The sequence below is a fragment of the Marisediminitalea sp. genome (assembly GCF_984433645.1).
The window spans coordinates 1-17,534 of record NZ_CFIDRX010000015.1 but is presented as its reverse complement, the minus strand read 5'-3'; the positions used below and the strand labels follow the sequence as shown (position 1 = coordinate 17,534).

23 protein-coding genes and 1 pseudogene are annotated in these 17,534 nt (G+C 47.6%); 12 read left to right on the top strand and 12 right to left on the bottom strand.

Features of this window, described 5'->3' with window-relative positions; all coding sequences use genetic code 11:
- Nucleotide 1: 1 nt before the first annotated feature.
- Nucleotides 2-568 carry a 1,6-anhydro-N-acetylmuramyl-L-alanine amidase AmpD gene (gene ampD / locus AC4MRN_RS03745; RefSeq protein WP_073319743.1) on the bottom strand — a complete coding sequence of 189 codons (567 nt, stop codon included), beginning with the start codon at nt 566-568 and terminating at the stop codon, nt 2-4.
- Between the two features lie 90 nt (nt 569-658).
- Between ampD and AC4MRN_RS03740 the strand changes: the two genes are divergently transcribed.
- The 6 genes from AC4MRN_RS03740 to coaE all read left to right on the top strand — a co-directional run bounded on the left by AC4MRN_RS03740 (nt 659) and on the right by coaE (nt 5,563).
- On the top strand, nt 659-1,180 hold the full coding sequence (locus AC4MRN_RS03740; RefSeq protein WP_245819125.1) for a retropepsin-like aspartic protease family protein: 522 nt from the start codon (nt 659-661) through the stop codon (nt 1,178-1,180).
- A gap of 13 nt (nt 1,181-1,193) precedes the next feature.
- Nucleotides 1,194-2,054, top strand: a complete 861-nt coding sequence (nadC, locus tag AC4MRN_RS03735; protein ID WP_491202545.1) for a carboxylating nicotinate-nucleotide diphosphorylase — start codon at nt 1,194-1,196, stop codon at nt 2,052-2,054.
- A 227-nt stretch (nt 2,055-2,281) separates the two neighbouring features.
- On the top strand, nt 2,282-2,713 hold the full coding sequence (locus AC4MRN_RS03730; protein WP_073319748.1) for a pilin: 432 nt from the start codon (nt 2,282-2,284) through the stop codon (nt 2,711-2,713).
- A gap of 66 nt (nt 2,714-2,779) precedes the next feature.
- Nucleotides 2,780-3,997 (top strand): type II secretion system F family protein, encoded by a 1,218-nt coding sequence (locus tag AC4MRN_RS03725; protein WP_073319751.1) that lies wholly within the window; start codon nt 2,780-2,782, stop codon nt 3,995-3,997.
- Nucleotides 3,998-4,060: 63 nt separating this feature from the next.
- Entirely contained in the window at nt 4,061-4,936 is an 876-nt protein-coding gene (locus AC4MRN_RS03720) for a prepilin peptidase (RefSeq protein ID WP_073319754.1), read from the top strand.
- Entirely contained in the window at nt 4,937-5,563 is a 627-nt protein-coding gene (gene coaE, locus AC4MRN_RS03715; RefSeq protein WP_491202544.1) for a dephospho-CoA kinase, read from the top strand.
- Here coaE and AC4MRN_RS03710 read toward each other — a convergent pair whose 3' ends face one another.
- From AC4MRN_RS03710 to AC4MRN_RS03700, 3 genes are read right to left on the bottom strand one after another with little or no spacing between them, the layout of a single operon-like run.
- Nucleotides 5,564-5,833, bottom strand: a complete 270-nt coding sequence (locus AC4MRN_RS03710) for a hypothetical protein (RefSeq protein WP_491202543.1) — start codon at nt 5,831-5,833, stop codon at nt 5,564-5,566.
- Nucleotides 5,826-6,287 (bottom strand): hypothetical protein, encoded by a 462-nt coding sequence (locus tag AC4MRN_RS03705; protein ID WP_491202542.1) that lies wholly within the window; start codon nt 6,285-6,287, stop codon nt 5,826-5,828. Before AC4MRN_RS03705 ends, AC4MRN_RS03710 begins: the two co-directional genes overlap by 8 nt.
- 5 nt (nt 6,288-6,292) lie before the next feature.
- Entirely contained in the window at nt 6,293-6,598 is a 306-nt protein-coding gene (locus tag AC4MRN_RS03700; RefSeq protein WP_491202541.1) for a DUF883 domain-containing protein, read from the bottom strand.
- A 306-nt stretch (nt 6,599-6,904) separates the two neighbouring features.
- Between AC4MRN_RS03700 and zapD the strand changes: the two genes are divergently transcribed.
- The 5 genes and pseudogenes from zapD (at nt 6,905) to AC4MRN_RS03675 (ending at nt 10,498) form a co-directional block, all read left to right on the top strand.
- On the top strand, nt 6,905-7,660 hold the full coding sequence (gene zapD / locus AC4MRN_RS03695) for a cell division protein ZapD (RefSeq protein ID WP_073319768.1): 756 nt from the start codon (nt 6,905-6,907) through the stop codon (nt 7,658-7,660).
- Between the two features lie 2 nt (nt 7,661-7,662).
- Entirely contained in the window at nt 7,663-7,887 is a 225-nt protein-coding gene (gene yacG / locus AC4MRN_RS03690; protein WP_073320990.1) for a DNA gyrase inhibitor YacG, read from the top strand.
- Nucleotides 7,888-7,894: 7 nt separating this feature from the next.
- Nucleotides 7,895-8,758, top strand: a complete 864-nt coding sequence (locus tag AC4MRN_RS03685) for an aspartoacylase (protein ID WP_370243020.1) — start codon at nt 7,895-7,897, stop codon at nt 8,756-8,758.
- Between the two features lie 432 nt (nt 8,759-9,190).
- A pseudogene (locus tag AC4MRN_RS03680) lies at nt 9,191-9,961 on the top strand (PAS domain-containing protein); the annotation flags it as partial.
- 111 nt (nt 9,962-10,072) lie between these two features.
- A complete protein-coding gene (locus AC4MRN_RS03675) occupies nt 10,073-10,498 on the top strand; it encodes a methyl-accepting chemotaxis protein (protein WP_370243075.1) in 426 nt (141 codons plus the stop codon).
- A 103-nt stretch (nt 10,499-10,601) separates the two neighbouring features.
- Here AC4MRN_RS03675 and AC4MRN_RS03670 read toward each other — a convergent pair whose 3' ends face one another.
- The 7 genes from AC4MRN_RS03670 to AC4MRN_RS03640 form a co-directional block, all read right to left on the bottom strand.
- Nucleotides 10,602-11,423 (bottom strand): DUF2884 family protein, encoded by an 822-nt coding sequence (locus tag AC4MRN_RS03670; RefSeq protein WP_162359936.1) that lies wholly within the window; start codon nt 11,421-11,423, stop codon nt 10,602-10,604.
- Nucleotides 11,424-11,629: 206 nt separating this feature from the next.
- Nucleotides 11,630-12,133, bottom strand: a complete 504-nt coding sequence (locus tag AC4MRN_RS03665) for a PAS domain-containing protein (RefSeq protein WP_073319777.1) — start codon at nt 12,131-12,133, stop codon at nt 11,630-11,632.
- Complete coding sequence (locus tag AC4MRN_RS03660) at nt 12,133-13,128, bottom strand: response regulator (protein ID WP_370243016.1); 996 nt, start codon at nt 13,126-13,128, stop codon at nt 12,133-12,135. Before AC4MRN_RS03660 ends, AC4MRN_RS03665 begins: the two co-directional genes overlap by 1 nt.
- A 251-nt stretch (nt 13,129-13,379) precedes the next feature.
- Nucleotides 13,380-14,114, bottom strand: a complete 735-nt coding sequence (locus AC4MRN_RS03655) for an LrgB family protein (protein WP_084526268.1) — start codon at nt 14,112-14,114, stop codon at nt 13,380-13,382.
- Nucleotides 14,114-14,485, bottom strand: a complete 372-nt coding sequence (locus AC4MRN_RS03650; protein WP_491202540.1) for a CidA/LrgA family protein — start codon at nt 14,483-14,485, stop codon at nt 14,114-14,116. The genes AC4MRN_RS03655 and AC4MRN_RS03650 overlap by 1 nt, the downstream gene beginning before the upstream one ends.
- 102 nt (nt 14,486-14,587) lie before the next feature.
- Nucleotides 14,588-15,451, bottom strand: a complete 864-nt coding sequence (locus AC4MRN_RS03645; protein WP_491202539.1) for a LytR/AlgR family response regulator transcription factor — start codon at nt 15,449-15,451, stop codon at nt 14,588-14,590.
- A gap of 68 nt (nt 15,452-15,519) precedes the next feature.
- The gene (locus AC4MRN_RS03640; RefSeq protein WP_073319789.1) at nt 15,520-15,858 is read right to left on the bottom strand and encodes a DUF3718 domain-containing protein; all 339 of its coding nucleotides are present in this window, start codon (nt 15,856-15,858) and stop codon (nt 15,520-15,522) included.
- 312 nt (nt 15,859-16,170) lie between these two features.
- Here AC4MRN_RS03640 and AC4MRN_RS03635 point away from each other — a divergent pair, with 312 nt between their 5' ends.
- Nucleotides 16,171-16,860, top strand: coding sequence for a hypothetical protein (locus AC4MRN_RS03635; RefSeq protein ID WP_073319792.1), 690 nt, complete (start codon nt 16,171-16,173; stop codon nt 16,858-16,860).
- A gap of 15 nt (nt 16,861-16,875) precedes the next feature.
- Here the strand turns inward: AC4MRN_RS03635 and AC4MRN_RS03630 are convergent, their stop codons facing one another.
- Nucleotides 16,876-17,205 (bottom strand): hypothetical protein, encoded by a 330-nt coding sequence (locus tag AC4MRN_RS03630; protein WP_155015645.1) that lies wholly within the window; start codon nt 17,203-17,205, stop codon nt 16,876-16,878.
- Nucleotides 17,206-17,534 lie beyond the last annotated feature (329 nt).

Below are 17,534 nucleotides of genomic sequence, written 5' to 3'. Positions count from 1 at the left end.
GTTATCGGTCCTGCAGAATTGCAGCCAGCGCTTGTCGGTATGCTGGCCAGTTAAAAGCGACACCCGGGTCAGTTTTTCTGCCGGGTGCGATATCGTTGTGCCCCACTACCCTGCCAAGCGTAATCAGCGGATATTGGTTTAGGATTTCTTTGCTTACCTTTATAAGGCTGTTGTATTGGGCATCTGTATACGGCAACACGTCGGTGCCTTCCATTTCTATGCCTATGGCAAAGTCATTACACTTTTGTCTGCCCTGAAATGACGACACCCCGGCGTGCCACGCCCGATAATTAAAAGGCACGTATTGTTCGACATCGCCGTTGCGACGAATAACGCAATGCGCAGACACCTTCAAATGCGCGATTTCCGGGTACACAGGATGGTCATCGGGGTTGATAGTCCCGGTAAAGAGCTGCTCTATGCCTGGCGTACCAAACTCCCCGGGTGGCAACGAAATATTGTGAATCACTAACAAGCTGACATCTGCCGCATCCGGGCGCTCGTCATAAAACGGCGAGGCTTTGCGTAAAGCCGCGGAATAAGTGATCGCTTCTGATTGATTTTCCATACCTTTATTGTGTAGCGTGTACCCATTCTCAGCAATGTGGGATAGTGTGACAGTGAAGCATTATAATCACAACAAAAATCCGGAGCCGGTATGACCTCTGCTGACAACCAACACAACGGAGCAGCCAAGTGGATGCTGATCCTGGCATGGGTCAGTGCATTTGCATTACTTATATATGTGTTTAGTGACCTGCTGGAAAAGCAAATCAATCCGAATAGTCAGCCGGAAAGTGCCTTTCAGGGCAATCAGATTACTGTGAATCTGGTGCAAAATAAACAAGGTCACTATGTGGTAACTGGCGCCATAAACGATATCCCCGTGGTGTTTCTGGTAGACACCGGCGCCACAGATGTTGCCGTGCCCGCCAGTCTGGCCGGTGAGCTGGGATTAACCAGAGGCAGGGCTGGCTTGGCAAATACAGCCAATGGCACCGTCACGGTATACCAAACAGAGATCAACAAACTCAGCATTGGGCAAATAACCCTGTATAATGTCGACGCCAATATTAACCCAGGCATGCAGTCCGGCCATGTATTACTTGGCATGAGCGCTTTGAAGCAGCTCGAGTTTACCCAGCGTGGAAACACCTTAATACTGCGTACCTTAAACTAAGAAGACAGCTATTGTGAGCCAACAACCTTTACCCTCTCAGGACGAAATCAACAATCAGGTTACCGCTGCATTGGCCGAGGATCTCGGTGGAAATGCCGATGCCAGTGCCGACATTACCGCAAACCTGATCCCTGCCTCTCAACAGGCAACCGCCACAATTATTACCCGCGAAAACTGTGTTGTGTGTGGTGTAGCCTGGGCAAAGGCCGCGTTTACGCTGGTCGACAGCACAATTGAACAGCACTGGATGGTAGAGGACGGCGACAAGGTTGAAGCGAACGCCACTTTCGTTACCTTAAAAGGCTCAGCTCGCGCATTGCTTACCGCAGAACGCACTGCACTAAACTTTTTGCAACTGCTGTCAGCGACGGCAACAGTGACGTCTTATTACGCTAGTCTGCTGGAAAATAGCGAAACACGTATTCTGGATACACGTAAAACACTTCCTGGCCTGCGTCTGGCCCAAAAATACGCAGTCGCTTGCGGCGGCGGTAAAAACCACCGTATTGGTTTATTTGATGCTTTCCTTATAAAGGAAAACCATATCGCCGGTTGCGGCAACATCGCTACAGCCGTTTCCAATGCGCGACAACTGGCACCCGGTAAACCGGTGGAAGTGGAAGTGGAATCACTGGACGAGCTGCAACAAGCAATCGATGCCGGGGCCGACATTGTGATGCTGGACAACTTTACCAACGAACAGATCCAACGCGCAGTTAGCATTAACCAAAAACGCTGTAAACTGGAAGTCTCAGGTAATGTAACGTCTGAGCGTCTGTCAACCCTGTCAACATTGGGTGTCGATTTTATTTCATCGGGTGCATTAACCAAGAACGTGAGTGCCATTGATCTGTCGCTAAGGCTGGTATTGTAAGGCCTCTGGCGACCCTGATATCAGTTGGCAGAGTGTTAGGTATAAACGCATACACCCTACATGGCAGCAAATATAGACATGAGTATAATTTCTAATACTTGTCAGATGCTTAGATGGTTCTATACTGAGAATCAAGTACCGGGGACGTAAGTGACGACGAACCAGGTATCAACTTTAAACTTTATGCAAAATGACTGTTATCGCTTACGCGACCCGGAGATGTGACCATGCAAAATATCAAACTGAATAACAAAGGTTTTACCTTAATCGAATTGATGATCGTTGTAGCTATCATCGGTATTCTGGCTGCGGTAGCCTTACCGGCTTATCAGAACTACACCACTAAAGCGCGTTTCTCTGAAGTAACGCTGGCTACTCAGGCACACAAAACTGGCATCGAAGTCTGTGCACAAACTGAACTGGATTTAACTTCATGTGGTGCTGGTTCAAATGGTGTTCCAGCTAACATTTCAACTGCTAGTGGCCTGGTTAACTCTGTAACCTGGACAGCGGCCTCGTCTACTTCTGGTACTCTGGTTGCCACTGCAATTACAGGTAGCGGTCTGTCTGGCCAGACTTACACGCTGACTGCAACACTTGACGCGGCGACTGGTAAAGTAACCTGGGCAGAGTCTTGTTCTGACGCAGCACTGTGCTAATCAGATGACATAATCAAAAGCCCAGTTTAAGCTGGGCTTTTTGCTTTCTGAACAGGTGGAAATTACATGGCCAAAACAGAATCACTGACAACCTATACCTGGCAGGGTAAAAATCAGAAAGGTCAAACCATCAAAGGCGAGACCAGTGCCAAGTCCATTCAGGAAGCGAAAAACCTGTTACGTCGCCAGGGCATTTCTGCCACCAAAGTCAGAAAACTGTCCAAGCCAATGTTTGGCAAAGGGCGAGAAAAAATAACCGCCGCTGATGTGTGTGTTATTTCGCGTCAGATAGCTACCATGCTAGCCGCCGGCGTTACGCTGATTCAAACCATCGACATGTTGGCAAAGGGTCATGCTAAAGCCGAGATGCGCAAAGTACTCACGCAAATTGGTGATGAGGTAAAAGCCGGTAATCCACTCTCAAAAGCGCTGCGCAAACACCCTAAACACTTCGATGACCTTTACTGCGATTTGGTTGAAACCGGCGAGCACTCAGGTGCACTGGAAACCATTTACGACCGAATTGCTACCTACAAAGAAAAAGCCGAAGCGTTAAAGTCTAAAATTAAGAAAGCCATGTTTTACCCTATCGCGGTATTAGTGGTCGCCTTTATCGTTACAGCTGTACTACTTATTTTCGTTGTGCCTCAGTTTGAAGAGATTTTCTCGAGTTTTGGCGCTGAACTCCCTGCCTTTACCTTATTTGTACTGGCGATTTCGAGGTTCGTGCAGGACTTTGGGGTATTTATCGCCGCCGGCATGGCGGTAGCCGGTTACCTGTTCAAACAATATTACGCCAAGTCCAAAGATCTACGCGACAGTATTGATGCTAAATTACTCAAAGTCCCGGTGATTGGCGAAATCCTGAAAAAAGCGTCAATCGCCCGCTTTACCCGCACACTGGCAACAACGTTTGCGGCCGGTGTACCGCTTATCGGCGCTCTCGAATCAGCCGCTGGCGCATCGGGCAACGCGGTGTATCGCGATGCAATTTTGTTTATTCGAAAAGAAGTCGCAGGTGGTATCCAAATGAATACCGCCATGCGCGGCACCAATGTCTTCCCCGACATGGTGACGCAAATGATTGCCATTGGTGAAGAATCCGGTGCGGTCGACGAAATGCTCAGTAAGATCGCCACCATTTACGAGGCGGAAGTTGATGATATGGTTGACGGGCTAACCAGCTTGCTGGAGCCTATGATCATGGCGGTGCTGGGCGTGGTCATTGGTGGTTTGATCGTTGCGATGTATTTGCCAATCTTCCAAATGGGTATGGTAGTGTAACGCCTGCTAAGGTGTTATTCTTGCGTTAGTTTTTAATCCAGATTTCATACCCGACGAAGCCACATGCAACCTATTATTGATCTGAGTCTTTCTTCGCCCTGGTTCTTCTACAGCATGGTAGGCATTGTCAGCCTGATGATTGGCAGTTTCCTCAATGTGGTCATTCATAGATTACCCATCATGATGGAGCGGGCCTGGAAACAGGAGTATCAGGGGTACTTTCACCCCGACGACAAACCAGAAGTCTTTGAACGCTATAATTTAGTTAAACCCGACAGCACCTGCCCTAAATGCGGACACAAAATCCGTTTTTGGGAGAATATTCCTTTAATCAGCTACGCCATACTCGGCGGGCGTTGTGCCGGCTGTAAAACGTCCATATCTATACGCTATCCGCTGGTAGAGCTGCTTACTGCGGTACTGTCGGTGTGGATTGCTATGCATTTCGGCCCTGGCAAAGCGGCTTTGGCCGGCGTGGTATTAACCTGGTTGCTGGTTGCCATGACCTTTATCGACCTGGACAAAATGCTGCTCCCCGATCAACTCACCCTACCCGCATTATGGTTTGGCTTGTTACTGAGTCTTGATCACGTATTTGTTTCCCCACAGGATGCCATTCTGGGCGCAGCGTTTGGTTATTTGATTCTGTGGAGTATTTACTGGTTATTCAAATTACTTACCGGTAAAGAAGGCATGGGTTACGGTGATTTCAAATTGCTGGCCGCATTGGGTGCATTCACCGGTTGGCAGGGCCTGCTGATTATCGTGTTATTGTCATCGTTTGTGGGTGCTATTTTCGGTGTGGTGATCATGATTAAACAACGTCAGGGTAAAAACCTGGCCATTCCTTATGGTCCGTACCTCGCCATTGCGGGCTGGATAGCCCTGCTCTATCAGCAAGAAATTAAAACTGCGTACTTCAATTGGGTATTCAGCTAAATGGCAGTATCTGCGCAAAGCCGCCCTTTCCTTGTGGGCCTGACTGGCGGCATTGGCTCCGGTAAGACACTGGTAAGCGATACGTTTGCCCGGTTGGGTGTCGACATTGTCGATGCCGATATCATCGCCCGCGACGTGGTTGCCCCGGGCAGTGAAGGCCTCAGCGCACTCGTTGAACATTTTGGTTCAGGTATTGTCACTGCATCAGGAGAACTAAACCGCGCTGCTCTGCGGGAACGCGTATTCAGTAACGAAGAAGAAAAAGCCTGGTTAAATGCTTGCCTGCACCCTCGTATTCGTCATGCAATGCAACAGGCCGCAGCAAACGTTAAGTCGTCGTATGGCATTCTGGCAGTACCATTGTTAATTGAAAATGATCTGACTGGCATGGTCGATAGAGTGACCGTAGTGGACTGCCCGGAAGACATGCAAGTGGCTCGTGCCATGCAGCGTGATGGCAGTAGTGAAACCATTATCAGAAGTATTATTGCCTCACAAGCTACACGAGAACAGCGTCTCGCCGTTGCTGATGACGTGATTGACAACAGCCTTACGCCCGAACATACCTGTGAGCAGGTGAAAGCTTTGCACGCAACGTATCAGGCATTAGCATCGCAATCTAACTAATTACAAAAGCTGAGAACGGGCGACGGTTTGTGCAAATCGCCACAGGGCATGGCGCTTTCTTCCTTTTGATGTTCCAGACTCAGACTCCTGCCCGGCCTTTACTGCACCAAGTGAAAAACTACTTAATAACCCGACTGGGGTTGCCAGCCATTGCGTTGCCGCCGTTATTGCTTCATCACGGCAGTAGTCACTGATTTCCGCTGCTTCTTTGGCGTGCTCCCGCCATTTTTGACGCTCTGTAAGTTCCTTTCGCAACAGATAATTAATCATCTGATACCGCCTCTTGTTTAGATCCGGTCAATACTTCAACAATACTGCTTAGTGACACCAGTGTTAACGCCTTTGATGCTGTTCGCCAGGCTAACCAACACAGTGCGCCGTTAATAAAGAGCAGTCCAAGTGCGATTGCGACCAGCGGAACTGCGAAGTGGTGTAAAGTAGCAGCAAGACTTATGTTAACCAGCAACCAACAACAACATGCCAGTGCAAAGGCTGCCAGTGTTGCCAGTGCGGTAACCAAAATGGATTTTCTGACAAGTCTGGCTTCAGCCTTTACCCACGCCCACTTAACAGACCACTCATATTGCTTGGCATGCAAAGCGTCCGTAGCCAATTCTACAATCTCTTCGACGGTAGGATCCGGAGTGGACGCGGTTTGCTGCGCATCTGCGCAGTCTGTTTTCGTCTCTGTGTAGGCTGACATGTTATCGTTAGCTGGTTGCATAGTGCTTACTTCGATTTTTTCAGCAATGTTGTTACCAACATACCTGCAGCAAACGCAATACCTGCCGTGGCAAGTGGATTTTCCACCGCGTAGTTACGTACTTTTGATTGCTGCCACTTCTGCTTGGCCAACCGTTTTCGGGCGGCCAGATTATCGGCCGTTGCCGATGATGTTTCCCGCATTGACGCTTCCGCGTTACCGGCCTTTTCGGCCAACGTATCGACAGACTCATGCAGCGTTGACTGCAGTTTATCGGTCATGGGATGTGTTGATGTGTCTGCACCATTTGTAGCGCGTTTTGACGTAGCCATAAATCACTCCTTGTAAATGAATTAAGCATCGGTATGGTTATCGCCTGAGCGTTTACCATGTTGTTAACAATGCAATCGTTATTCCAGTCACTAAATAAAACATAATTGATTGAAATACTTAAACTATTTCAAATTTAGATTTATACTCTTTTCCCAATTGGGAAAATAATGCCAGTGGACTTGTAAAAGCTTCACAATCCACTTAGCGCAAATGCTGGCATATTCGTTGGGTTAGCCCACGGATGTATTGGAAAATTTACGGCCGGACTGGTAGTCTGTTGAGATAAACCGGTACTGAGGAATTGAATGGCAAACTTCACAGTGTATGAATTTCCGCTGAAAGAAAAAGTTCGCAATTACCTGCGTATCGAGCAGCTAATGGGGCAACTTAAAGCGGGCGCGTCAGGCCTGGACGCTGGCATGCAGCTGTACTTTTTCGAGCAGTTATTCACGCTGTTAGATTTGTTCGAACGCATCGACATTCGTACCGATATAGTGAAAGACCTGGATATGCACGAAAAGAACCTGGTGCATTGGTCCCAGTTACCTAATATCGACAACGATGCTCTGCAACAAACCCTGCGCACTATTATCACTATTCGCGACAACCTTAAGCAGAGTAAGAAAATCAGTGCGGCCTTAAAAGACGACAAATTTTTAGCCAGCATCCGCCAGCGCTTTGCGATTCCTGGCGCAACCTGCAGTTTCGATTTACCCAACCTGCACTACTGGATGCACCTGCCAATTGCTCAGCGACAGGAAGATGTTAAACAGTGGATTCAATGTTTTGCCCTTACTGAAGAAGCAATCAGTATTACCCTGTCGTTCCTGCGCGAGCGTTCGGTATATTCAACAGAAACCGCAAACAATGGTTTCTATCAGGGTGTCGCCGACGATAAAAACGAACTGATCCGTATTCGTTGCGCAAGTGGTACCGATTTTTATCCGACGTTAAGTGGTAATAAATACCGTTACGCACTCAGGTTTATGTATTTTAATCCGCCGGAGGGGCGTTCGGGCGCAGTAGAACAACATGTACAATTTGATATAGCAGCGTGTTAGCCGTGAAAGTAAAATGTCCAACCTGCCAGACTGATGTGGTCTGGTCTCAAGAAAGTGAATACCGTCCATTTTGCAGTAAAAAATGTCAGTTAATTGACCTTGGTGAATGGGCGTCAGAAGAAAAAGTCATTTCAACGCCAGCGCAAACGCCGTCTCCCGAAGAAATAGACATTGAGGAAATCGAAGCCATGCTCGCCCAACAGCAGGATGACTTTTTTAAACACTAGAGGTTATATGTTGCAGAAGATTGCGATTGTCGGGGGCACCCACGGCAATGAAATGAGCGGAATTCAGTTAGTCAGTAACTGGATAAGACACGGTATTCCAGGTGCATTCAGTGATCTGGACATAGACTGTTTATTTGCCAATACCGCGGCAATGGACGCCAATGTTCGATTTCTGGAAGAAGACTTAAATCGCCAGTTTACTCCACAAAAGCTGTCAGCCTCTCCAACTTGCCTTGAAGCGCGTCTTGCTCAACAGTTGAATGAAACACTGGGCCCGAAAGGTAAGTCCGACTTTGATCTTGTTATCGACATACACAATACAACCAGCAGTATGGGCGCTACGTTAATCATTCTGGAAGCCGACGAATTCCACGTGCAGCTTGCCAGATATGTTAAACACCATATGCCAGAGGCTAACGTATTAGTAGAAGACGAAAAGCCGCCTCAGGAACACCCTTATCTGTGTACGCTTGGCAAACGCGGCCTGATGATTGAAGTAGGCGCGCAACCACAGGGTTTACTTCGCGCAGATGTGTATTCTCTCACCGAAAAAATGGCGGAAGTCATTTTAGCTTTTGTTCAGCTTTACAACCAACAAGCCGTGCCCGCATTGCCGAGCTGTGATGCCTTTCGATTTATCGAAAACATTCAGTATCCACTGGATACGGAAGGCCATAGACTAGCGATGATACACCCGCAATTACAGGACCGGGACTTCGCTGAACTTGACCAGGGCATGCCCATCTTTCAGCACTTCGATGGCAGCACGGAAGTCTGGCACGGTGATACTGTGTATCCGCATTTTATAAACGAAGCCGCCTACCACAAACTTCATGTTGCCTTTGCAACGGCAGTAAAAACACAGCTCTAATCTCAGCAATCTGCAGTGGTAGGACCTCTCTACCACTTCTCCACAAAAACATCAACTTTTCATTAACAATCAAAGCTATTCAAACTTCATCGTACCGAACAAAAAAGCAGCGAAATTAGGTGATTCCCAATAGTTATATAGGTATTAACCCCTGTTTTTATAACTAAATTGAATTTTCTTATAAAAACTATTCTTTAGGCGAATTGTCGACTGCAAAAGAAATGCTAAACTTTATTAAGTAAAGTAAATGTAAATTATCACAATAAATCAAAAATAATAATGTGTGCGTGATTTGCGAATAAGAACTGTTTGTACATAAAAACAGTGGGCAACAACGACAATCTCTGAATGAAGCAATGGCGCTTGTGGGTTACTAACGAAAGATGCGCCTTCATGGATGAAAGTTTGGAGTGTACTACTGAGGTGTAATTCATGATCGTATCTTTAGCCACACACAAGGCTGAAGTCGCTAAGCTTACAGCATTAGCTGATGCGCAGCTTCACATTATTGATTCCATTAAGCAATGCGTTGCTACCATCCAATTTACCCCAAACGGCGATATTTTAGAGACTAATTCGCTGTTCAGACAGGCAATGGGGTACAGCGAAGCAGACCTACAGGGCAAACATCACAGCATGTTTTGCGTTGGCAATTACGCTAATACCCCTGAATACGCTGCACTATGGCAACAACTTCGGGATGGAAGGAGCCAGGCGGGAACGTTTGACCGTCGCAAGGCCAATGGTGAAACTATTTGGTTGGAGGCCACTTACATTCCGGTAAAAGATGCCAACAATCGCGTTACCTCAGTGCTAAAAATTGCTTTTGACGTAACAGCAAAAATTATGGAAACGAGTGCATTAAAGGCAGTAAGTAAAGCGCTCGACACGTCTATGGCCGTTATTGAGTTTGAGCCAGACGGTACCATTATTACCGCGAATACCAATTTTACTAACACCGTCGGTTATTCCCTCGAGCAAATCAGAGGCAAAAAACACGCAATGTTCTGCACCAACGAGTTTGTGGAACAAAACCCAGGCTTCTGGTCTCAACTGGCAAGCGGTCAGCATAAGTCCGGTTTGTTTGAACGCAAGGACTCTCAGGGCAATACGGTTTGGCTCGAAGCTACCTACAACCCAATCAAAGGCCCCGACGGAAACGTGTTCAAAGTGGTTAAGTTTGCCACCAATGTCACCGCACAGGTTGAAGAAAAGAACCTGATTGCACAAGCCGCTGAGCTTGCATTCGCTACCGCAGAAGAAACTGCACAAATTGCGAAACAAGGTGGCGATTTACTACATCAATCGGTAAATGTGTCAGATGCAACTCAGCACGAAGTGGACACCACCAGCGCACTGATGACAAAGCTTCATGAGCAATCCGGCAACATTGAACAGATCGTGTCTACGATCCGCGCCATCGCTGAGCAAACCAACCTGCTGGCCCTAAACGCAGCTATCGAAGCCGCACGTGCGGGTGACCAGGGTCGAGGCTTTGCCGTTGTTGCCGATGAGGTACGTCAGTTAGCCAGTCGTACCAGTGAGTCGACCATCGAGATTGAGTCTGTGGTAAACGAGAACAAACAACTCTCCTCACAGGCCACAGAGCAAATGACGAAGGTGAAAACCAACGTTGAGCAAAATAATGAGCAAATTGCTCAGGTTCAGGAAGTCATGAATGAAATACTGAAAGGCGCTGAAAACGTGTCGCAATCAGTGTCATCCATTGTAACTAAGTAAGCTATTTCACTAAACAAGACAAACTCAGAAAGGCGCTTGATTGTATCAGCGCCTTTTTTATTGCTGTTTGTTTGGGGAAACGCACAACTAACATCTGAGCATGTTAGCGCTCAGTTGTTGCGTTTTCTTCACTGTGTGACTGGATATCGATGAGATTCAGCTGTGCCATTTCCGGAATGGTCATTTGCAATTCAGCTTCCATGGCATCAAGACGCGCAAAATAGTCACAATACCACCTGGCCTTCTGTGCCAGTGTACTTTGGGCTGGCGGGCCATCCACACCGGTTTTTAACGCATAACGCGCTAACTGCTGGTTAATATTGTCCATCGCTTGTTTATCGATAGCCAGTTTGTCGGAATCCATACTGCCTAGGGAAGTAAGAATAGCCCCCGCAGAAGTGGTCAGTGTGGTTGAAATTGGCAAACCGAAATCATCATCCTCAAACTCGTCACTCAAGTTACTGGAGCTGGGGCCAATGTAATAGTTGGCTCTGGCATAACGGAACTTCTTACGCACGCGATGTTTGATTTTGTCGATGGCGACATTCAGCCGCTCATAACTGTCATGGTCACTTCCCACCAGGCTTTCATACATCTGCTGTACCGTGTCCGTTGCCAGATCAATCCCAATGGTGGCCAGCAATGTCACTTGAGGAACCAGCGCATGTAGCCCCTCGGCATACTCTTGCACCAACCCGGCTTGTGCAGGTGTCAGTTTTAACCAATGGCCAGCCACAAACAATTGCTGCTGGTCGTTAATCTGATAAAGAGTCTGGTACTTTTTCAGCACGCGCAGTTGATTGTCGTTAACCACGACGCCGTAATTGAGGTCGACATCACAAGCATAGTGGGCATAGGCAGGCTGAAACGCACTGCTAACGACACTGATGACCAGGAGCCAAAAAGAAATGAAGAAGAATTTCATGCCCTTATTTTGAAACCTGGCAGTAAAATGAAAAGGGGCTTTAGACCAGATCACTAAAAATTCGGTTGAATCCTCGGCGTCTTTACCCGGTAAGGAAAGCGTGATTTTTCGGACAACGACGAAACGCCGAACAACCCGGTTTAGTAGCATTTAAGGGATGTGGCACCCACATTGAATAACAGACAGGAAGGACGAAGATGTCTGATTTACTGGCCAGGACGCTGCATATGCTGACGCTCGAATGCCTCACTCTGAGCTACCTGTAACGCTTCAAGCTGTTTTTTACCCGACGCTATGTCTGTCATGTCGTAGACCATCATACTGATGTTTTCGACTTGCCCAGTGGCAGACACTAGCGGCGACAGAATAATATTCTGATACATGAATTCTTCGCTACCAGTAATAGGCCGGTAGTTTGAAAATTTAAATAAATACGGCCGTTGTTCCCAAATCATAAACGCCCTGGTTTTAAGCCCGAACACCGGCTTGGCTTTTTGCATAAACCAGTCCTGGTCGATATCTGGGAACAAATCAAAGAGGCACTTGTCGCGCACATCTGAAGGAAGTCTGCCGCTGTGACTTTCCATAAAGCCATTCCACATTTTTACGTTAAATTGCTTGTCGAGGACAACGATCCCTACGTCCACGGTTTGCAGCATGTCGATGATCCAATGAAACTCCTGCATTTCACTTACGGCCTGATCACTCATTAAAAGTCCTCCAGTAAATGCGCTAACTTGTAATTCATGACTTCCATGGATGCCTCAGTGAACAGCAGAATCAACTCACACACTACGTTGTAGCCTTCCAGCCCGTATGAGATTTCAATGGCAAGGGTGCGGCGCCATTTAAGCTTGCCGGTATTAATAATATCGGAGATGTTTCGATGCTGCCCCAATACAACGGGTTGCCCTTGCGCAAAAGACACATCTAACTGTTCAGCAATACCGCTCAGGCAGGTTCCAATCAGTATACTGGCCGCATCCATTAACAGCTCAAGTTGTTTCTGGTCATCTACATCGCCCGAAATATTCAGAATCTTTGCTACGTCGCCCAGACTGGAGTCACTTAAAATGCACAAAGCCTCACCCTGTACGCCGGGCCCTACGAAGCCCTGACACACAGCACTTACCCGTTCGTGGGTTTCAATGTCACTGAGCAGCATATGTAGCTCAGTGACTTCAATAAGATTGACATTGGGAATAGGCAAATGCACAAACACATTCAGGGTTCTGGCAAGGTGATCGCCAGCGCGGCCCATCGCGATATTCGTTATCTCCTGATAGCAATCACGAATATCCGGATCCAGCGGCGTAGTATCGACTTCCGGCTCTGGCTCGGCCTCTAACAGGTTGTTTGAGGTCAGAACGTCATGTAGTTCGGCTGCACTCACGGGTTTTCTTATAAACGCCACTGCGCCTAGCGCTTTCACGCGATCATGAGCCTCAGGTTGCACGTCACCTGATATCACCACAACCTTGGTGTTTAACCCCTCTGACTGAATAGCCTGGAGCGTTTGATAGCCGTCCATGACAGGCATATTGAGGTCCAGCAAGAGCAACTGCCCCTTCCCTTCCTTTAGCGCACCTACCGCTTCCTGCCCATCTTTTGCAAAATGGATCGCTACCTCCCAATCCTGAGGTAAACACTTGGCCACCTGTTTGCGGGCAACCAGGGAGTCATCACAAATCAATACAGAATACATGGCTATCCAGAAGTAAAAGCGAACTCGCTGTCATAGACGTTTGGTCTCTTTAACGAATAGCAGTAGTCTGGTAAAAATCAATGTTTATTGCCTGTTTACGCGCAAGTTTCCTTGCATGTGACAACTTTAAGAGTGCAGCAAATGATGCTTGCGAACATAAAGGTTAATCGTTTCCGTGACACGGCATAGACGCCCGTATCGATATCCCAATATTGAGTACTGGCAAAACACGAAAGAATGTTCAGTTGAGATTAGAATAACAGAGGCAACACAACGGCGGTCATCACGCCATTGACACATAGCCCCACGGTTGCGAGTGCCCCCTGAATCTCGCCCATGTGCAGTGCTTTTGCCGTACCTACAGCATGACAAACTGAGCCCAGAGGAACGCCCTGCGCCTCAGGTAAAGTGACATTGAACACCCTGTAAGTTAACGGCGCGGCCAAAGCGCCTACGATACCGGTGATAATCACAAACGCGGCAGCTAACGCGGGTATACCGCCAATAATCGCCCCGGTTTCCATAGCAAGCGGGCTGGTAATAGACTTCACCAGCATGGTCATTTGAATAGCCAGTGGCGCGTCCATGATATACACCATCAGCCAGGCCAACACGGGTGCAATAACGCCTCCAACGGCAACGCTTAACAATAATGGCCAGCCGAGATGTCGTATACGCTGCCACTGATTAAACAGAGGTACCGCTAAAGCGACTGTTGCAGGCCCAAGCAACCAATGCAGTAATCCGGCATATTGATGGTATTGCGCCACCGGGGTATCCGTAATGCCAAGCAACACACCCACAGCGATTGCCGTAAGCGTAAGGGGGTGTATTAATGGATGATTGTTTAACCGACGAAATACCCATACCGCAAAGCTGTAAAAGACCAGGGTGATACCCAGCCAAGCGGCGCTCTGCCAACTCAGTGTATGATTAACAACAGAGAATACTGGTGTCAGCGTTTGTGCTAGAGACGTAACAGCCATTAGCGCGAGTCCTGCACTTTACGCTTCAATATTTGCTGCGCAATCCTGGCAGTAATCCCCATACTCAGCACCGTTGTTATAACCAGCGCCAGTACTATCCCAGTCAGGTTCTGCTTCACTTCAGGCCAAAATGCCATAACCCCCACAACAGCGGGAACAAATAACAGGGTCATATGACCCAGCAATGGTTGCGCAACCTGACCCACCGCGCCTGGTGACCCTTGTCGAAACAACAAGATAACCAGCAACAGCAACATACCGATTAGCGCGCCGGGTAAGGGTACACGGGTAATTTGCACCAACCACTCGCCGGTTAAATAGCAACTCACAATACCAATAAAACCCAATGCGCTACTGATAGCCTTTGGCATAGCTGTCTCATTCAATTAGAAATTCTGACCATCATAACCGCACAAAGTCGGCCGAACCAGAAGACTTGAGTCGTATATACAGGAGATAAACAGTCGTTATGCCTACTTAGGATTGCTATCCAAAAGCGGCAGGCAATGGGGTAAGAGTCGACGACTGATCTTAATACGGCTGCCGTCCTGAAGCTCTACATAATTCACTGTGGGGCTTACCTTATTCAGTCGCTTCACGTGGTGCAAATTAATGATCGCTGAGCGATTTACCCGTACAAAGTGCGCTTTGGGCAAGCGTGTTGCTAACTCAGTCAGCGTTGAACGAACAATCAGGGTTTCTTCCTGCGTATACACGCACATGTAGTCCCCAGCTGCTTCCACGTAACGAATTCGCTGCCAGTCGATGCAATGCCATCCACTGCTACTTCGCAACGAAACCTGCTGTTGTGACGCAGTACTGCGTGTTTTTAACACTGACAGTTCCTGCATGAGCCTGGCCGGCGAACAAGCCCGCTGCCAACTCAGGCGTTTAATAATCCAGTGCCACTTTAAGGCATTCAGGCGCGCGTTGTAGGCTTCAATGAGCCCAGTCATTTGCTGTTGCCGAAGGGAGACTGGTGCGTCGGGTTGGTAAAAACGGTGGATCCCGGTCGCAAACCCGTCAATGGCCTGCTGATTGTTGTACCCGCAAAGTACGCTTAGTGCTGGACGAGGATGGGCAGAAGACAGGCTTTCCAGCTCCTGGCAACCCACAACAATGATTTTGAGACTGGTCTCAGGTTCAGTTTGCTCACCGACAATGGCTACCCGGTCTCGTAACGTCGCCTGACGGTGAAAATGCGACAACAAATCCTGGGTAAATTCACACCGAAATGCTGGCAATGCAAGTTCACGCAAACTACTTGAGAATGCGTTCGCCATTTTACCTTCAGTCATAACGAACGAGATAACCTCGGTTCGCGATTTGTTCAGCACGTAATTACCTTCTGAAAAAAGAGGCTGCCTCCTGACAACCTCAAACCCAGGGAAAGGGAAAAAAAACGTTATCGTTTAGCGGTTAAGCTGCGCTCATCTAAATTGGTGCGTTTCGCGATCAGCGCACCGGTTTCATTTGCCTTGTTGTTCATCGCAAAGCTATACATATCCTGCCCATTGCAGACAAGGCCTTCGGCCAGGGTTCGATAACTTACGCCACTGGCTTTAATGGCCCGATAAAGCGACAGTCGGTTGTTATCTTTAATCGCCTCACACACAGCAACCAATTTCTTTTCCATACTCGCAGACATTGTGCCCGCCTGAGCTGAGCCCGCGGCTGCAATTGAACTGAATACCAAAAGGGTGGCCGCGGCCAGTGGAACAGTAATACGGTGACTAACTTTCATGATCTTATCCTCTGATTAACTCGATGCTGCGCAGGGAAACACAGCAAAAACTTTCCGGTACGCACCTATACAGTAGAGATTGAAAGTGAAAAGGTTGTCTCAGAAACGTTAAAATGCTGCTATTTGAGATTTTGCGACAAACGGGATATAACTGCAGTTAAACGGTCGGATTAACATTAAAGTTAATCGCGCAGGCCACACAATTTGTAACATTCGAAGAAAGGAGTAAATCGCTTCATCACTGCAAATCAAGTGCAGCGAGCTAGCGATTTACGGATTGTCGCTTCGCAATCTGTAAAAAAGGAAAACCCCGTGTTAAGTCATAAACAGTATGAGGATGTTAAGCACCTTATCGCACCCGGTGACATTATCGCCTTTGGCGGCACCAGCTTGTTTTCGCGCTGGACCAAACTGACAACAAGTTCAGTGGTCACGCACACAGCACTGGTAATTGATTCCCCCGACACCCCGACAGACCAGCACTTGAATGACCTCACCATGATAGAAGCGACCTCGATTAAAGGAAAAAAGGGAGTAATGCACAATTATGTTGGGGAGCGCATACGGACCTATAAAGGCGATATCTGGTGGTTGCCACTACACAACGACGCAAAGACTTCGCTTGAACAGAACTGGCTTCAATTCCACGACTTCCTCGCCGACCAGTTAAATAAGTCTTACGATATCTGGCAGCTGTTTGGCGCCGCCATAGACACTTTTGACGACCACAAGTGGTTCAGGTGGCTGACCTATAACCGACGTAAATTCAACCGCTGGTTTTGTTCTGAACTCGTCGCAGAAGGCTTGCGACACGGGGGAGTGCTGAGTGAACTGAATGCCTCTGAAACCACACCGAAAGACGTATGTCAGTTTAATATTTACGACCGTCGCTATGTGCAGCTAAAAGGAACGCCCAAGCCGATACCGCAGTTTAATACGCTGGACCCCGAAGGATGGGGTTTTGTAGAGGGGTTTGAAAAAAGCAGGTTATCGAACGAATAACCTGCAATACACAATTTAAAAAATGCTGTCCTGATGAACGCGAATAAACATAGACGTACCCGCTTTGGAGTAGTCAATTTTGTATTCTTTGCCATTCAGGGTCTGAATAAAAATCAGTGTTTTTTCATCGCCGAACACTTCGCCCGAGGTTACGTCAACCAGCTCCATGTCCATCATTTTTGCTTCGCGTTTGTTATCCGGCACTTTGCCTTCGTATTGTTTTATACCGCGAAAGGTAACAACAATAGGCGGCGCTTCGTCGCCATTGATGATTAATAAGTCAAACTTGCGAATTTTGTGAATAAGCGTATTTCGGCCACTAACCAAATATGGTTTTTCAGTCATTATTATTCTCCAGATGGATTGCCGATGTGAAGAAATTCTCATTAAGTAGCTGAAAGATAGCAGACAACCAATAAATTTGCACTAATCTCGCCAGTGCAAAAAAGCAATTATTTACAACAAACTGATAACATAGCGACAGTCACACCCAAAGCGATGAAAATTCGCTCAGTTAAGCGCACCGGATGCATGACATGGGGTGACAAGGCATAAAAAACTGCTTATACTTGCGCCCGCTTATCGAATGATAACGCGTCGCAACATTTCAAATGGCCCTATAGCTCAGTTGGTTAGAGCATCCGACTCATAATCGGCAGGTCCCCTGTTCAAGT

What these genes read in the sequence shown, in the direction of transcription:
- AC4MRN_RS03630 (WP_155015645.1), bottom strand. Translation starts at nt 17,205, where the DNA reads ATGACTGAAAAACCATATTTGGTTAGTGGCCGAAATACGCTTATTCAC.
- AC4MRN_RS03640 (WP_073319789.1), bottom strand. Translation starts at nt 15,858, where the DNA reads ATGAAAGTTAGTCACCGTATTACTGTTCCACTGGCCGCGGCCACCCTT.
- AC4MRN_RS03700 (WP_491202541.1), bottom strand. Translation starts at nt 6,598, where the DNA reads ATGGCTACGTCAAAACGCGCTACAAATGGTGCAGACACATCAACACAT.
- AC4MRN_RS03705 (WP_491202542.1), bottom strand. Translation starts at nt 6,287, where the DNA reads ATGCAACCAGCTAACGATAACATGTCAGCCTACACAGAGACGAAAACA.
- AC4MRN_RS03660 (WP_370243016.1), bottom strand. Translation starts at nt 13,128, where the DNA reads ATGTATTCTGTATTGATTTGTGATGACTCCCTGGTTGCCCGCAAACAG.
- AC4MRN_RS03650 (WP_491202540.1), bottom strand. Translation starts at nt 14,485, where the DNA reads ATGCCAAAGGCTATCAGTAGCGCATTGGGTTTTATTGGTATTGTGAGT.
- AC4MRN_RS03685 (WP_370243020.1), top strand. Translation starts at nt 7,895, where the DNA reads ATGTTGCAGAAGATTGCGATTGTCGGGGGCACCCACGGCAATGAAATG.
- AC4MRN_RS03710 (WP_491202543.1), bottom strand. Translation starts at nt 5,833, where the DNA reads ATGATTAATTATCTGTTGCGAAAGGAACTTACAGAGCGTCAAAAATGG.
- coaE (WP_491202544.1), top strand. Translation starts at nt 4,937, where the DNA reads ATGGCAGTATCTGCGCAAAGCCGCCCTTTCCTTGTGGGCCTGACTGGC.
- AC4MRN_RS03655 (WP_084526268.1), bottom strand. Translation starts at nt 14,114, where the DNA reads ATGGCTGTTACGTCTCTAGCACAAACGCTGACACCAGTATTCTCTGTT.
- AC4MRN_RS03730 (WP_073319748.1), top strand. Translation starts at nt 2,282, where the DNA reads ATGCAAAATATCAAACTGAATAACAAAGGTTTTACCTTAATCGAATTG.
- AC4MRN_RS03665 (WP_073319777.1), bottom strand. Translation starts at nt 12,133, where the DNA reads ATGAGTGATCAGGCCGTAAGTGAAATGCAGGAGTTTCATTGGATCATC.
- AC4MRN_RS03720 (WP_073319754.1), top strand. Translation starts at nt 4,061, where the DNA reads ATGCAACCTATTATTGATCTGAGTCTTTCTTCGCCCTGGTTCTTCTAC.
- AC4MRN_RS03725 (WP_073319751.1), top strand. Translation starts at nt 2,780, where the DNA reads ATGGCCAAAACAGAATCACTGACAACCTATACCTGGCAGGGTAAAAAT.
- AC4MRN_RS03740 (WP_245819125.1), top strand. Translation starts at nt 659, where the DNA reads ATGACCTCTGCTGACAACCAACACAACGGAGCAGCCAAGTGGATGCTG.
- ampD (WP_073319743.1), bottom strand. Translation starts at nt 568, where the DNA reads ATGGAAAATCAATCAGAAGCGATCACTTATTCCGCGGCTTTACGCAAA.
- zapD (WP_073319768.1), top strand. Translation starts at nt 6,905, where the DNA reads ATGGCAAACTTCACAGTGTATGAATTTCCGCTGAAAGAAAAAGTTCGC.
- AC4MRN_RS03670 (WP_162359936.1), bottom strand. Translation starts at nt 11,423, where the DNA reads ATGAAATTCTTCTTCATTTCTTTTTGGCTCCTGGTCATCAGTGTCGTT.